The organism is Priestia sp. P1_B12_1 (assembly GCF_056406695.1).
Genome location: NZ_JBFTZR010000001.1, coordinates 135849 through 150094, shown reverse-complemented (window position 1 = coordinate 150094; position 14246 = coordinate 135849). Strand labels below are relative to the sequence as shown.

13 protein-coding genes and 1 tRNA gene are annotated in these 14246 nt (G+C 40.0%); 7 read left to right on the top strand and 7 right to left on the bottom strand.

Translation table 11 applies throughout. The annotated features are described in order from the left end of the window. Positions 1-22: 22 nt before the first annotated feature. Positions 23-604: a YitT family protein gene (locus AC1D0Y_RS00835; RefSeq protein ID WP_050688297.1), complete on the bottom strand. Its 582-nt coding sequence runs from the start codon at positions 602-604 to the stop codon at positions 23-25. A 200-nt stretch (positions 605-804) separates the two neighbouring features. Here AC1D0Y_RS00835 and AC1D0Y_RS00830 point away from each other — a divergent pair, with 200 nt between their 5' ends. Beyond that, complete coding sequence (locus AC1D0Y_RS00830) at positions 805-1302, top strand: GNAT family N-acetyltransferase (RefSeq protein WP_028410970.1); 498 nt, start codon at positions 805-807, stop codon at positions 1300-1302. A gap of 26 nt (positions 1303-1328) precedes the next feature. Here the strand turns inward: AC1D0Y_RS00830 and AC1D0Y_RS00825 are convergent, their stop codons facing one another. Together AC1D0Y_RS00825 and AC1D0Y_RS00820 are read right to left on the bottom strand one after the other, a co-directional pair. Beyond that, positions 1329-2042 carry a YoaK family protein gene (locus AC1D0Y_RS00825; protein ID WP_328240106.1) on the bottom strand — a complete coding sequence of 238 codons (714 nt, stop codon included), beginning with the start codon at positions 2040-2042 and terminating at the stop codon, positions 1329-1331. 123 nt (positions 2043-2165) lie between these two features. Next, positions 2166-4208 (bottom strand): catalase, encoded by a 2043-nt coding sequence (locus AC1D0Y_RS00820; RefSeq protein WP_328240107.1) that lies wholly within the window; start codon positions 4206-4208, stop codon positions 2166-2168. 172 nt (positions 4209-4380) lie between these two features. On the opposite strand from AC1D0Y_RS00820, the gene AC1D0Y_RS00815 reads away from it, so the two are divergent. After that, positions 4381-5352 (top strand): NAD(P)H-dependent flavin oxidoreductase, encoded by a 972-nt coding sequence (locus AC1D0Y_RS00815; RefSeq protein WP_028410973.1) that lies wholly within the window; start codon positions 4381-4383, stop codon positions 5350-5352. Positions 5353-5422: 70 nt separating this feature from the next. Continuing rightward, on the top strand, positions 5423-5818 hold the full coding sequence (locus AC1D0Y_RS00810; protein WP_253351751.1) for a hypothetical protein: 396 nt from the start codon (positions 5423-5425) through the stop codon (positions 5816-5818). A 27-nt stretch (positions 5819-5845) separates the two neighbouring features. Here AC1D0Y_RS00810 and AC1D0Y_RS00805 read toward each other — a convergent pair whose 3' ends face one another. Both AC1D0Y_RS00805 and AC1D0Y_RS00800 read right to left on the bottom strand, forming a co-directional pair. Beyond that, the gene (locus tag AC1D0Y_RS00805; protein ID WP_028410974.1) at positions 5846-7198 is read right to left on the bottom strand and encodes a cation:dicarboxylate symporter family transporter; all 1353 of its coding nucleotides are present in this window, start codon (positions 7196-7198) and stop codon (positions 5846-5848) included. 234 nt (positions 7199-7432) lie between these two features. Then, positions 7433-8197: a sulfite exporter TauE/SafE family protein gene (locus AC1D0Y_RS00800; protein ID WP_025750122.1), complete on the bottom strand. Its 765-nt coding sequence runs from the start codon at positions 8195-8197 to the stop codon at positions 7433-7435. Between the two features lie 271 nt (positions 8198-8468). Here AC1D0Y_RS00800 and AC1D0Y_RS00795 point away from each other — a divergent pair, with 271 nt between their 5' ends. Next, positions 8469-9743, top strand: coding sequence for an ATP-binding protein (locus AC1D0Y_RS00795; protein ID WP_217598285.1), 1275 nt, complete (start codon positions 8469-8471; stop codon positions 9741-9743). Positions 9744-9877: 134 nt separating this feature from the next. Beyond that, positions 9878-10033 (top strand): hypothetical protein, encoded by a 156-nt coding sequence (locus tag AC1D0Y_RS00790; RefSeq protein ID WP_477707291.1) that lies wholly within the window; start codon positions 9878-9880, stop codon positions 10031-10033. A 52-nt stretch (positions 10034-10085) separates the two neighbouring features. Here the strand turns inward: AC1D0Y_RS00790 and AC1D0Y_RS00785 are convergent, their stop codons facing one another. Beyond that, positions 10086-10988, bottom strand: coding sequence for a TetR/AcrR family transcriptional regulator (locus AC1D0Y_RS00785; protein ID WP_253351749.1), 903 nt, complete (start codon positions 10986-10988; stop codon positions 10086-10088). A 264-nt stretch (positions 10989-11252) separates the two neighbouring features. Here AC1D0Y_RS00785 and AC1D0Y_RS00780 point away from each other — a divergent pair, with 264 nt between their 5' ends. Further along, on the top strand, positions 11253-12776 hold the full coding sequence (locus tag AC1D0Y_RS00780; protein ID WP_060747162.1) for a DHA2 family efflux MFS transporter permease subunit: 1524 nt from the start codon (positions 11253-11255) through the stop codon (positions 12774-12776). Positions 12777-12807: 31 nt separating this feature from the next. Here AC1D0Y_RS00780 and AC1D0Y_RS00775 read toward each other — a convergent pair whose 3' ends face one another. After that, complete coding sequence (locus AC1D0Y_RS00775; RefSeq protein WP_060747163.1) at positions 12808-13860, bottom strand: aromatic ring-hydroxylating oxygenase subunit alpha; 1053 nt, start codon at positions 13858-13860, stop codon at positions 12808-12810. Between the two features lie 209 nt (positions 13861-14069). Here AC1D0Y_RS00775 and AC1D0Y_RS00770 point away from each other — a divergent pair. Next, a tRNA-Thr gene (locus tag AC1D0Y_RS00770) sits at positions 14070-14142 on the top strand. Positions 14143-14246 lie beyond the last annotated feature (104 nt).

Sequence of the window (14246 nt, the reverse complement as noted above, 5' to 3'; positions counted from 1 at the left end):
TGCGTGTCTCGAGGCTTTTTCCTTATACATAGACGATGATGCGTTTGAATGACGTAATTAAACTGGTCACTATACCGGAGCATACAACAATAAATAATGAATAAATAGCTGTATCATTTTGAAGCAGTAAAATACCTGAAATAATAATAGATGCGTCAATCACTAAAATGATGATGCCGGGGTTTAAAGATAACCATTTCGCAAGTATCAGAGAAAATAAGTCGACCCCACCTTGACTTGCGTGCTGCCGGAGCATGATGCCGGTTCCGATTCCGTTAAAAACACCTCCAAGGCAAGCGCTTAAGATAATGGGAAGGTGAAAAATCCCGTGAAGCGGAAACAGCAAATCAATCATAACGGCTGAGAGAACCATGCCATAGATAGCATTTAAAAAATAAGAGCGGTTAAAACCCAGGGCGAGAAGGTAAATCGGCAAGTTCAAGCAAAAAATCATCACACCTACTTTATAGCCGAGTAAATAATTAAGAATTAAGCTAATTCCCGTAATGCCTCCTGTTACAAGCTGAAGCGGAAGAATAAAAACGTTAATTCCGATACTAACAAACACACTGCCAATTCCAATTGCAATCAATTTTTTATACATGCTGTCTCATCCTTGTCTATGAATCTCTTTATATGTATATGAAGACAAGCAGAGTTTCAGCACAAAGACCGCTTCAGAAACCATAATGAACGGATTAAATATATGCAAAGGAAGCTGTTTGAAAATGCAAATGTGTTGCATAAACATGGTTCACCATAGACAATAAGAACTAACGAAGAAGGTAAATGGAGGAGAAAAAATTGATCGTTCGAAAAGCTAGAGAAGAAGAAACATCATTTATTGAAACAGTGACGCTTGCTGCTTATGAGCAGTATGCAGCTGTAAAATCAGAAGCACACTGGAAAAGATATCGAAAGGGAATTTTACATACCCTGAGTGAAGAAAAGAAATTTGAGTGCATTGTAGCTGAAATCGATGGAGAAATGGCAGGAAGCGTTTTGTTTTATCCGCCGAATACGGATGTATACGGAGGATTGTTAAAGCCATTTCCATGGGCCGAAATTCGTCTGCTGGCAGTTGCTCCGTCTCATCGCCGAAAAGGAGTCGCCAACGCGCTTCTTGAAGCGTGTGAAAAAAAATCTCGGGAGCTAGGGTGTTCTTATTTAGGTTTACATACAGATCATTCAATGGAACATGCCATTAAGCTGTACACTAAAAGAGGTTACGTTCGCTTTCCTGATAACGATTTTTATCCGGTAAAAGATTTGCACGTTATGGCATTTAGAAAATCCGTTTAATAAAAAAGCCTTTGAAATCATTGATTTCAAAGGCTTTTTTGAGATTCTGAATTTAAAATGACAAAAGCGAGAAAAAGAATAGCAGAAGCTAGCCAAACTGCTTTTGTCCCCAGGGTAAAAGTAGAAATAGAACCTAACAATGCACCGCTCAAAAAAGAGAGGATAATGGCGGTAAAACGAAGGCACTGATAAGCAGCGTTTTCATCGTGTTTGAATATAGCATAGTATGCTGCTTGAGAAGCAGTACGAAGGTTTCCGGTTGTCATGGTTGTATTATATGACCATTTTATCAAAGTTCTAAATGAAGAAACTTGAAGAGCAGCAACAAATGAAATTGTTACTGTAACCAACATATTAGAAACACTAGACGGTAAAAAACCAACGATAATGAGTACGACAATTTCTAAAAGCAATACGATACGAGAAGTATCAGGGAGTACAGATACAAATCGCGGCTGCTTAAATGTTTCGGTTACAGCAACACCTAGGATAAAGGCTACAATAGGGGGGATATGAAGAAAAGCTTCTGTCCATTGACCTTGCGCTGCCTTTACACCTAATAAGACGATATTTCCACTTTGTGCATTTGCGAATACTCCGTTTCTGCTTATATACGTATAAGCATCAAGAAAACCTCCCACAATAGCTAACAAAATTCCAAGGATAACTGAATTTGCCGTTGCAGCTTTTTTGAATCGTTTCGTTAATTGTAAAAAGTAAGATGATTTATTTGTGAGCATGTCTTCTTTCTGCCTCCTGAAAATCTAAGGTGCATTATCTAGTATAAGCAAAAGAGAAGCTTTTCTTCAATTACTGCGATTTCATAGAAAAAAGATAGGGTAGGTCCCTATCTTTTTTGTTATTTATATAACGTGACGATTCCAGTGGCGGTGAGCTGAAATAGCTTCAATAAATTCATCTGTAAAGCGTGTAGTTTCTCCAGTTACGACACCGGGACTGCTATCTAAACCAGCAGCTTTTAGCCACTTAACACCTTCATCCGTCGCGCCAATTGGTTTAAAATGCTCGAATGCTTCTTGAGCAAACGTCAGTGCTTCTTTACGAAACTTCTCATCAGCCGAGGCGCTTCCGACAACATAAATCGCATCGAATAAAACAGAATCACTTGTTAAGAACGTGTGCTGTACTTCAAGTTCTGACCCGTCTGTTCCTTTTACGTTTTGGAGGGTTGTGCTTACAATTTCAGGCTGAATGCCCTGTTGTTTTAAACTGTTTAACACTTGTGGTAGGTCACTGCTAAAGTCATTCGCTACAATGACAGCTACTTTACGCGTATTCGGCTTTTTAATCGTCTGTTCCTGACTAAGAGCCGGAGATGACTTGGTCACTGGCGCGTCTGTTCCTGATGGAGGCGTTGCACCAATCGCTTGTGCTACTTGTTTAGCTAGCACTGTACTGACGTTGGCAAACATATCAACAACTTGCTGCTGAACAGACTTGCTTTTCACTTTTCCAAGCTCAAAGCTAAAAGCACTGATAATATGCTCTTTTTCAGTGTCGCTCATGCTATTCCAAAATAGCGTTGCCTGTGAAAAGTGGTCTTTAAAACTTTCGCTTCGGCTTCGAACTTTTCTTCCTTCCACTTTTTCTTGATAGTGAGCATAACCGCCCTCTGACTCTGGTACAGGAGCCGGGGTATTGGCTGCTAGAGAGTTTCTGTGATAGCTGACAGGCCCTTTGTTAATCGTTTGACGTCCGTAACCGTCTCGTTGATTGTTATGAAACGGGCATACTGGACGGTTGATTGGAAGTTCGTGAAAATTCGGACCGCCAAGACGAATAAGCTGGGTATCCGTGTATGAAAACAATCTTCCTTGTAAGAGAGGGTCATTGGAAAAATCAATTCCCGGTACCACATGCCCCGGATGGAATGCGACTTGTTCCGTTTCGGCAAATACGTTGTCTACATTTCGATTTAAGGTCATTTTTCCAACCAATTTGACGGGAATGTCTTCTTCTGGCCAAAGCTTAGTTGGATCGAGAATGTCAAAGTCGAACTTAAATTCATCTTCTTCATCTATGATTTGAATGCCTAGCTCATATTCAGGATAGTCTCCGTTTTCAATCGATTCCCATAAATCGCGGCGATGAAAATCAGGATCTTTCCCAGAAATTGTTTGAGCCTCGTCCCAAACAAGGGAATGCGTTCCGAGCACAGGCTTCCAGTGGAATTTGACAAAATGAGCTTTTCCTTCTGCATTAACTAAGCGAAAAGTATGTACGCCGAAGCCTTCCATCATACGCAAACTGCGTGGAATTGCACGGTCTGACATTGACCACATGACCATGTGAGCAGACTCTTGGTTATTGGCGACAAAATCCCAAAACGTATCATGTGCTGAAGCTGCCTGCGGCATTTCATTGTGTGGCTCAGGCTTAACAGCGTGAATTAAATCTGGGAATTTGATCGCATCTTGGATAAAGAACACGGGAATGTTATTTCCAACTAAGTCATAGTTTCCTTCTTCTGTATAAAATTTTGTTGCAAAACCACGGGCGTCGCGCACCGTTTCAGCTGAACCTTTAGAACCTGCTACAGTAGAAAAACGGACAAATACAGGTGTTTTTACAGACGGATTCTGTAAAAATTTAGCTTTTGTATATTCACTGAGCGAGTGATACAGTTCAAATTCTCCGTGAGCAGCAAAGCCTCGTGCATGAACGATGCGTTCAGGAATGCGCTCGTGGTCAAAATGCGTCATTTTTTCACGGAAATGAAAGTCTTCCATAAGGGTTGGACCGCGTTCACCTGCTTTTAAAGAAAATTCATCTTCGGAAAGCTTTAACCCTTGATTGGTTGTGAGCGCTTGGTTTCGATCATCTGTTTTAAACTGCTCGAGCTGTTCTTGCTTGCTTTTTTCATTTACAGGGTGCTTTTTTGTCATACATGTCTTCCTCCTTGATCTTCAGTTAATAATCATTACAAAATGTGTACCCTATCAAAAGTTGAAGCAAACAGAAATGTTGGAATTTTTTCGTAGGAAATCCGTTATTTTCTTGTTATGATTATGAATAAGTATTCATAAATACAAAAATAAAAGGAGAGGGGATACATAGATGAAAACACGGGTAACAGATTTATTAGGGATTCAATATCCAATTGTACAAGGAGGTCTTGCGTATTTAGCGTACGCAGAACTTGCGGCTGCTGTCTCAAATGCAGGCGGGCTTGGACAAATTACGGCTATGACGCTCCGAACACCTGAGAAACTTCGAGCTGAAATTAAAAAAGTACGTTCTTTAACTTCGCGTCCTTTTGGCGTTAATTTTGCTGTTGGAGGTCAAACAGAAGGTTCTTATAAAGAACTTCTCGATGTAGCAGTAGAAGAAAGTGTGCCGGTTGTTTCCATAACAGGAGCAAATCCCGCACCTATTTTTGAGAGATTAAAAGGAACGGGAATTAAAACGCTCGTACTGGTAGCCAACGTGCGTCAAGCTCAAAAAGCTGAGAAGCTGGGAGCAGATGCTGTCATGGCAGTGGGGCAAGAAGCAGGAGGACATATCGGACGTGAGGATCTAGGCACAATGGTATTAATTCCTCGAGTAGCTGCGGCTGTGTCAATTCCGGTCCTAGCAAGCGGAGGGATTGGAAACGGACAAGGATTATTGGCAGCGCTATCATTAGGCGCTGAAGGGATAGAAATGGGAACACGTTTTATTGCGACAAAAGAATGTGTAGATGCCCATGATGCGTATAAACAAGCCATTATAGAAGCGAAAGAAACCGATACTGTGGTTATTAAACGTTCGTTCGGAGCACCTGGACGCGTATTGAAGTCCCACTACACTCTTGACATTATTAAGCGTGAGGAACAAGGAGAGAGGTACGAAGAGTTAAAAGACGTCATTAGCGGAGGGGCAAACTGCAGGTATATTTATGAAAATAAAATTGATGAAGGCTATGGATGGGCAGGCCAAGTCGTTGGACTGATTGATAGTATTCCAACGGTGCAAGAGCTCTTTGACAGTATGAGAGAAGAAGTAGAAGCCGGTTCTGAACGACTGCTGAGTATCGTAGAAAAGAAGTAGAGATACAAGCCGTCATACTGCAGCAATTATTCGCATATTTATAATCTATATCTCTAAATGAGGTGAGAGAATGAAAAGGATGCGAGCATTTGCTATTATGACGTTTTTAGTAGTAGGTTCAGGGTATGCAGTTTTCACTAAAAAAGAAGAAGTTTTCAAGACTCAGCAAGCACAAGTGTACGAAGAAGCAAAGCCTGTTATTAAACAAATGGACAAACTGGATATTTGGCATAAAATCAGCAGCGGTTTAACTGAAGCGGGCTATGAATCAAGGGGCGTGAATTCTTCCCTTTATTCAAAAGACAGAGTAGAGCTGGATGTGTATATGGAGCCTTCCGTTTCAGCTGATGCCAAAACGCAAGAAACGATTAAACAAATGGTATATAAAATACTCGAAGAAAATAAGTTTCAGCAAAAGGCCTTTCATGTAACAATTAAATTCCTGCCCGAAAAACAAGAAAAATAGACTTGTCTCGGCCAGGAAATTTTTTTGTTAAATTGCTTTTTCATTGGCGGCTGGAATACTCTCTGGGAGAGAAATTTCAGCATTTTTGGGCTGATACGCAATTTTTCCGTCCAGCACATCATTTGCTTTTTGTAGATCTAATAAATTTTCCCATTGTGCGATAATAAAAGCAGCTACTGCATAACCAATAATATTAACTGTGGTCCGGTAATTACCCATAAAGCGATCAGGAGCGAGCATCAGAGCAACGGCTGCTACGGGAATGGATCCGGTTGCTGCTGCAGTAGCAGAGAGAGCAACAAAGGCTGAGCCTGGAATGCCAGCCATTCCTTTAGATGTAAGAAGAAGAACACCAAGCATTAAAAGCTGATCAGTGAGGCTCAAATCCACGCCCGTTGCTTGTGCTAAAAAGACGAGGGCGAGAGACAAGTAAATGGAAGCACCGTCTAGATTAAACGAATAGCCCGTAGGTACAACAAGGCCAACGACTGCTTTGTTGCATCCTGCTTGTTCGAATTTATCCATGAGCTGCGGCATAACGGCTTCAGTGGAACCCGTAGCAAATGCCAGCATAATTTCTTCTCGTATATATAGAATGACTTTCCACAAACTTAATTTTAAATAGATTCGTAAAATAACAGCTAAAACGAGAACAAATGCGAGACAAGCAATTGTCATAGCGATAAATAGCTTTCCGAATGCAGCAAGTGTTCCAAGACCGTACTGACTAACTGCAAATGCCATGGCACTAAACGTGGCAAGAGCCGTTAATTTCATAATGTATCCCATAATTTTAAACAACACATCATTTACTTTTTCCAATACATTTAAAAGGGTCTCTGCTGTTTTTCCACCTATATGGACAAGCGCGATGCCAAACAAACAAGAAATTAAAAGTACTTGAAGCATGGAGTTGCTTGAAAAAGCACCAACTGCACTGTCTGGAATCATATTAAGAAAAAAATCACCTTCACTTGGAAGTTCGGAGCCGTTAGTCTTCGCGTCTACTTCGCTTGTGCTTAAGCTTGAAGGATCAACATTCATACCGGTGCCGGGATTCATTACGTTTGCTACTAATAGACCGATCAATAGAGCGAATGTTGTGACAATTTCGAAGTAAAGAATGGTTTTTCCGCCGATACGCCCAACTGTTTTAATGTTTCCAACCTTGGCAATTCCAACAACGACTACTCCAAAAATAAGAGGAGCAATCAGCATTTTGATAAGCTTAATAAAACCGTCTCCAATCGGTTTCACAGCATTTCCAAAGCTTGGCCACAGATATCCTACGGCTATTCCAAGTACAATTGCCATCATAATTTGAAAGAAAAGACCTTTATAAAAAGGTTTTTGCTTACTTTTTGCCGCTGCTTGTGTCATGTGTTCTCCCTTCGTCGTACAATTTTTAAAATATCACAATAGATGTTATGTTTTTTTACATTTTAACGTAAGGTTGTTTGGAGTGTCATTGGTCTCTTTGACTAAAATTCAATAAAAATATTAGTTGAAGTGTATAAGAAGGGAAAGGAAGTGGTTTAAAACACTATTATTTTTAATGCAGATCTTTAAAAAAACTAATAAAAAGCACATGCAAAGGCATGTGCTTTTTATTAGTTAAATTAATTTAATTCCGCTAATTAGAATGATGGTTGCCATAATGGCTTGAAGCGGTCTTGAAGGCACTTTCGTTGATAAACGGCTTCCGATTAACACACCTGGAATAGATCCAGTTAATAGGTTAGCAGTCAACATGTAATCCACGCTTCCAAAGCTTGCATTTAAAATACCAGCCACCGTAACGAGAAGAAACGCGTGTGCAATATCAGTTCCAACCAGCTCAGATGTTTTGAGCTTAAATAAGTACAGCATCGCAATCGCAAATAATGAGCCCGACCCAATCGATGTTAGTCCGACAATGAATCCAAAGACTACGCCAATTCCGATTGTTAATCCTTTTTTCTGATTTAAGTCCATTTCCTGAAACCGATTTGGACGAATTAATTTATCAAAAAAGACGCGAAAGATAATTGAAATGGCAACCAGTGTCATGACGTATCCAAGAGCGTGCTTAATAATCGTTTCTTGATGCTCGTGAAAAGATGGAAATGCATGAAGTGTGACAATAGCCAGCACAGCGCTCGGAATACTTCCGAAAGCTAAATATTTTGCTAATTTAAAGTTAATGGTTCGCTGTTTGTAGTGCTGAGCGACTCCGAATAATTTTGTGATAGAATTGTAGACAAGATCTGTTCCTACGGCAATGGAAGGGTTAATGCCGAGAACAATCAGTAAAGGTGTTAATAAAGCGGCACCTCCAACCCCCGTTAAGCCTACAAGGGTTCCAACGAATAATCCCATTAAGGTAATTGATAGTTCCATATTTCGTCCTCCTACTCTCAAAACCAAGTACATTGATCTGATTATAGAGCATTGTAGATCATATGTAAATAAAATTCTGAATATTTTTAGTGAAGTTGAAAAGGTTTTCTTAGCCTTCACTATTTTAGGGAACGGACGATAAAGTGATAGGAAGTTGTAAAAAAGTAAATAGAATACGTTTATTTATCTATGATTACGCTCTAATTTGTGTTACAAATGTAAATGCAATAAAAGAGTTTATTTTTATCTCATTTGAAAGACCGGTGAATGCATGAGTTTTGTCACGAAAGATTTGTTAATTAATTTTTTATTTATTTTATTGGCGCTGTTTTTAGTACAGATGTTTTATTTAATCAAGTATGCTAAAAAAATTCATTGGTGGAAAGATCGTTATATCGCGGTATTTCCGATTTTAGCTATTACCTTCTGCCTTTTGTTTCCGGTTAACGGAGCTTATGTCCCGGATGACTATCGAATGGATCTTCGAAGAATTCCTTATATTTTAGGAGCGTTATATGGAGGCTGGCCGCTAGGAAGCTTGCTTTTTGTCTTTATTTTACTGCTGCGCTTGCTAATTGGCGGGTATGATGTAGGGTTTTTATCAACATTAATTGCTCTTCCGATTTTATCCATTCCTTTATTTTTCCTAACAAAATACTTTTTACATTTCTCATTAAAAAATAGAATTATCGTGAGCACCTGTCTTAGTATAATCGGTTCTTTATTAGCTATGCTTGTATCTATTTTTGTCTTGCACGTCACAAGCATTCCTATTAGCGTGTGGGTTCAATTCGCGATTTTAGATGTAGCAGGCATGTTTGTAATTACCATACTGTGGGAAGCGATACGGGCAAATTTACTAGTGCTGCAGCGCCTGATGAAAGCAGAGAAACTAGAAATTGTCAGTCATTTAGCTGCCAGCATCTCTCATGAAGTGCGAAATCCTCTAACGGCAAGCAGAGGATTTATGCAAATGCTGCAAGAAGATGAAAAAGAACCTGCTAAAAAACGCTACATTTCCATTGCGATTAATGAACTAGACCGCGCAAAAGAAATCATTGATGATTACTTGCTGTTTGCCAATTCTGCACCAGAACGAAATGAAAAAATGAATATTTCAGAAGAGATTCATCACGTCACCCATATTATGACTCCTCTTGCTAATATGAATGGAGTCGCGATTGATTTTACATTTGATGAAGAAGTGAAGTGCTTCGTAATGGGAGAAAGAAGAAAGCTTCAGCAGTGTTTAATCAATTTATTTAAAAATAGTATTGAAGCGATGCAAGATGGAGGCACGTTAACTATTAAAGTAGGAAAAGAAGGCGGAGCTGTTATTGTGGATATTATTGATACGGGCTGCGGCATGACGCAAGAACAAATCAACCGGCTAGGTGAACCGTATTTTACAACAAAAGAAAAAGGTACGGGACTTGGAACGATGGTATCTTTCAGCATTATTCATTATATGAAGGGAAAAGTGAGTGTGTCTAGCGTAAAAGGAAAAGAAACGTGCTTTTCACTTGAGTTTCCACTTTGTGAATAAAAAGGTCGGGACAAAAGTTATTTAGTTGAAGGAAGATCCGAATGCGTTTGATTCTTGAGGGAGAATCAAACGCATTCGGATTTTTTCATTGGCAGGGTAAATGTAGGTTTCATCTATTTAGTCGCTTCTAGCGGTTGATGGGAGGGCAAGGCGAAGACTCCTGCAGGAAAAGCGGCACAGGTGAGAGCCCACAGGAGCGTACGCGACGAGGAGGCTTACCGGCCGCCCGCAGAAAGCGAAGTCTTGCACGGAAATTAACTGCGATTTCTCAAGCGATTCAGCTCATGTAGCCCATTTATTCGACTTTAAATTGGAATGATTTAGTTACGTCTTAACCTCTTTTTAATGAAGTTCACTCACATACTGATCAATCATCGTCGGTAAATCCTCTAGCGTTGTCTTACTTTTGTTGACAGACAGCTGCTGTAACGAATGAAGAGCACTATCAACAACAAACTTGCGGGGATTTGATTGTTTAAACAGCTCTTCTTCAATAAAACTAATAAGCTCTATGCATTTTTGACGTTCGAATTCATCCGTAACTTGTTTGTGAACCTGTTTTTTTAAATCGATAAGTGCTGCAGAAATGTCCTGCTCTATTTGATTTTTAGTATTCGGGCAAGATGGAAGCCATTCTTTAATCGTTTGCGGATCGAGCAAAATGTCTCCTGAATTTGCTACTTCGTCTACAAGAGGAAGCAAGCGCTTGACACTGTAGCTTATGATCTCATGGGGGTCAGTATTTGTGCCATTAACCATAAAATTATAGTGAAAGTTGCGATGAAGCATGCCAAGAAACATAATTGCACAATCTAGCAGGTACGGTTTCTTTTCTTGTCCAAATAAATCAATGAACCGCTTGTAAACCCAGTTTACTTCGATAAACTGGGTTTTTTTTATGTACGCTTTTAAATCAGGATCATTGGAAACAAATACTTCTTCAAGTAATGTGAAAAATTTATGTTTATGATGGTTTTTCATCTGTGCATCAATCTGTTTAACAAATACATCTACATCGGTCAGGCTTTTACCAACCAGCAGCTGATTCCGCTCTTGTTCAATTGTTGTATGAAGCCAGGTAAAAACAGCGATTAATAATTCGTTTTTTGAAGAAAAATAGTTGTAGAATGTTCCTTTTGAAATGCCGCTATAATCAATGATGTCTTGAATAGATGTAGCTTGAAATCCTTTTTCAACGAAGAGATGGTGTGCATTTTTTACAACTTGCTGTTTTCGGTTATTCATTATTATCACCTAAATATAAAATTAGACTCATGGTCCAACTTTATGATACATGATTTAAAGCGTTTACACAAATATTCTTTTCAAAAAATGGACGATATCACGACAATATATTGATATAAAAGGATTATAGAACTGAAAAAGTCGATAAAATAAAGGACATGAACGCAAGATTTTTCACTTGCATAAATTGAACTCACAGTATAATATACTCTATGTAGAACATGTGTCTAAAAAAATGAACTTAAAGTATAAGGAGGTACAATAATGAGTCAATCGATAAATCAAATGGAAAAGCCGCCTTATGGCATAATTGCTATTTTGTTAATTGGCGCTTTTATCTCATTATTGAATGAAACGTTATTAAATGTGGCGCTTCCATCTATTATGAAAGACTTAGATGTGACAACGTCAACTGTCCAGTGGCTTTCTACTGGTTATATGTTAGTGAATGGTATTATGATTCCAACTACCGCTTTTTTAATTCAGCGCTATTCTGTGAGAGGCTTATTTTTAACGGCGATGACTTTATTTACAGCGGGAACAATACTTGCCGGTGCTTCGCCCGTATTTTCGGTTTTGTTAACCGCTCGTATTATTCAAGCATCAGGCGCAGCCATTATGATGCCGCTTTTAATGAACGTATTGCTCACAAGTTTTCCATTAGAAAAACGCGGAGCTGCGATGGGGATTTTCGGTTTAGTTATGATTTTTGCTCCGGCAATTGGTCCTACTTTATCAGGGTGGCTAATTGAACACTATGAGTGGAGAATGCTGTTCCACCTTGTTACGCCAATCGCGGCAATTGTGTTAATAGGCTCTTTCTTCCTATTAAAAGACAAAAAAGAAAAAGTGGAAATCAATTTGGATTTCCTATCGCTTGTGTTATCTACGATTGGATTTGGGGGACTTCTATACGGATTTAGCTCAGCAGGAGATAAAGGCTGGGATTCTGTGGAAGTATACGGCACCATTATCATAGGAGCTGTGGCGCTGATTTTATTTATTACGCGTCAGTTCAAGCTTAAAACACCTATGCTTGAATTCCGCATTTTTAAATATCCAATGTTTGCTTTATCATCAACGATTTCAATGGTGATCACAATGGCATTATTCTCAGCCATGCTGCTAATGCCAATTTATGTTCAAACGGTACGAGGCATTTCTCCGCTTCATTCAGGATTACTAATGCTTCCGGGTGCGCTATTAATGGGTGTGATGTCACCGATTACCGGAAAATTATTTGATAAATTTGGAGCACGTGCACTGGCTGTAACGGGTCTAACGATTACAGCCGTTACGACGTATTTCTTCAGTAACTTAGAGCTTGATACGACGTATACAACGCTCATTACGCTTTACACGCTTCGCATGTTCGGAATGTCTATGGTGATGATGCCGGTTATGACAAACGGATTAAATCAGCTGCCGCAGCGCTTTAATCCGCATGGTACTGCGATGAATAACACGCTTCAACAAGTATCGGGAGCTATTGGTTCGGCTCTTTTAGTAACGGTGATGTCAAACCGTACAGCTACGCATGCAAAAGAGCTCGCTCAAGATGCAATGAGCGGAGCAGGAGCAGCGAATGCAACCGCAGCCGGGGCAGCTCAAATGAAAGAACAGATTGGGATGCAGGCAATGGTACAAGGGATTAACGATGCGTTTGCCGTCTCAGTAGTACTAGTGGTGGTTGCCTTAATTCTTTCATTGTTTATGAAACGCGCCACGCCGGCAAGTGAAGATGAAGTGATAAAGGAAAAAGCAGGACGCGAGCAGTTTGCTAAATAAAAAAATCCCCGCTGAGACAGCGGGGATTTCTTTAGCTTGTATATCTAAAGCTTAAGCCCATTTTCTTTAATAATTTCCGGTAGCCGATGGACGTTTGATCAGCCATAATATGCGCTTCCATCTGCAGATCTAAAGGCAAGTCTTCAGGCTTTTGGTTTTCAACCATTTCGCGGTCTTCGTCAAAGACGCGAAGGTTAAAGTCATACACACCTTCAACGGGAGAATCTTTGTCAAAGTTTCGAGCGATTGGTGCGAATAAACGTGTTTCGCGGGCTGAAATAGGAGAGACTGCATTCATAATCCACAGCTCTGTGCCTTCTGGGAAGTATACTTTTAGCGTAGCTGTAAACGGCGGATAAACATCAAAGACGCGAAGCCATTTAAAATCAGGTGGATTTAAATGCTGCTGTTCTTTGGAATAATTACTCACGGTGCTCGTATATTCTACATGAAGCCCATAATCTGTATCGCTTACTTTATATTTAGGCACAAAGGCGTTGGTTCGATCACCAAATGTGTCCGTGTGAACCCAGGCAAAATGAGCTACGTCTAAAAAGCCTTCCATTTGACGACCGGCCGAACCCATGATATCAAAGCTCGGACAAACAATTTGCTGAAAATCAGGGTCCTCCCACGCATCGAAGTAAGGCAGGTTATCTTGTTCTCCTGTCAGGGAAGTCCACACTAATCCAAATCGTTCAATAACTGGATAGACGGCCATACACAGGCGGGGAGAAATGTTGGCATCAGGGTGAGCTGGAATCGACGTGCATGCGCCGTCCGTTGCATAGCGGAAGCCGTGGTAAGGACAGACAATTTCATCATCTTCCACCCAGCCCATGCTAAGCGGGGTGCCTCGGTGAACGCATAAATCACGAGCCGCTACTACTTTGTGTGTGGTACGGTATAGAACTAGATTTACATCTAGCAGTTTTACGGACGTTGGTTTCTCTGTTACATCACTGCAGCGTGCGACGGGATACCAATACTTGGCGAGCGTCGTCCAATCTTCCAGGCTGAACGTGCAGTCTCTTGGGTAGGGAGTTGCCGTTTTTGATTTGGTCATGGTTGGTTGCTGTTCCATCTATTTTCTTCCTTTCTTTTGTAAGCTCTTTTACTAAGGGTAATATAAAAAAAGAAAATTCACACAATTTATGTAAGGAGTTCTAACATAAAATATGGAACTTTGTAGAAAATGCGAATTTCAGAAGACGCAAATTAGAGAATATACCAATAAAAAAATTAAAAAAGCGCTTCCTAAATGAATTTAAACGTGATATAATTTTCCAAGACGCTGGTGTAGCTCAGTAGGTAGAGCACTTGCATGGTAAGCAAGAGGTCGCAGGTTCGATCCCTGTCGCTAGCATACTAAAAAACCTTCTTTCTTGTTGAAAGAAGGTTTTTTTATTTGTGTCGGCTTCAAAATTATTCTCCGAATTATTCTTTCCCGCCTTGTGAAAACTTTAACAG

Bases quoted from the DNA above. Each gene is read 5' to 3' on its own strand.
- AC1D0Y_RS00835 (WP_050688297.1), bottom strand. From the start codon at position 604: ATGTATAAAAAATTGATTGCAATTGGAATTGGCAGTGTGTTTGTTAGT.
- AC1D0Y_RS00805 (WP_028410974.1), bottom strand. From the start codon at position 7,198: ATGACACAAGCAGCGGCAAAAAGTAAGCAAAAACCTTTTTATAAAGGT.
- AC1D0Y_RS00785 (WP_253351749.1), bottom strand. From the start codon at position 10,988: ATGAATAACCGAAAACAGCAAGTTGTAAAAAATGCACACCATCTCTTC.
- AC1D0Y_RS00775 (WP_060747163.1), bottom strand. From the start codon at position 13,860: ATGGAACAGCAACCAACCATGACCAAATCAAAAACGGCAACTCCCTAC.
- AC1D0Y_RS00825 (WP_328240106.1), bottom strand. From the start codon at position 2,042: ATGCTCACAAATAAATCATCTTACTTTTTACAATTAACGAAACGATTC.
- AC1D0Y_RS00780 (WP_060747162.1), top strand. From the start codon at position 11,253: ATGAGTCAATCGATAAATCAAATGGAAAAGCCGCCTTATGGCATAATT.
- AC1D0Y_RS00810 (WP_253351751.1), top strand. From the start codon at position 5,423: ATGAAAAGGATGCGAGCATTTGCTATTATGACGTTTTTAGTAGTAGGT.
- AC1D0Y_RS00795 (WP_217598285.1), top strand. From the start codon at position 8,469: ATGAGTTTTGTCACGAAAGATTTGTTAATTAATTTTTTATTTATTTTA.
- AC1D0Y_RS00820 (WP_328240107.1), bottom strand. From the start codon at position 4,208: ATGACAAAAAAGCACCCTGTAAATGAAAAAAGCAAGCAAGAACAGCTC.
- AC1D0Y_RS00815 (WP_028410973.1), top strand. From the start codon at position 4,381: ATGAAAACACGGGTAACAGATTTATTAGGGATTCAATATCCAATTGTA.
- AC1D0Y_RS00800 (WP_025750122.1), bottom strand. From the start codon at position 8,197: ATGGAACTATCAATTACCTTAATGGGATTATTCGTTGGAACCCTTGTA.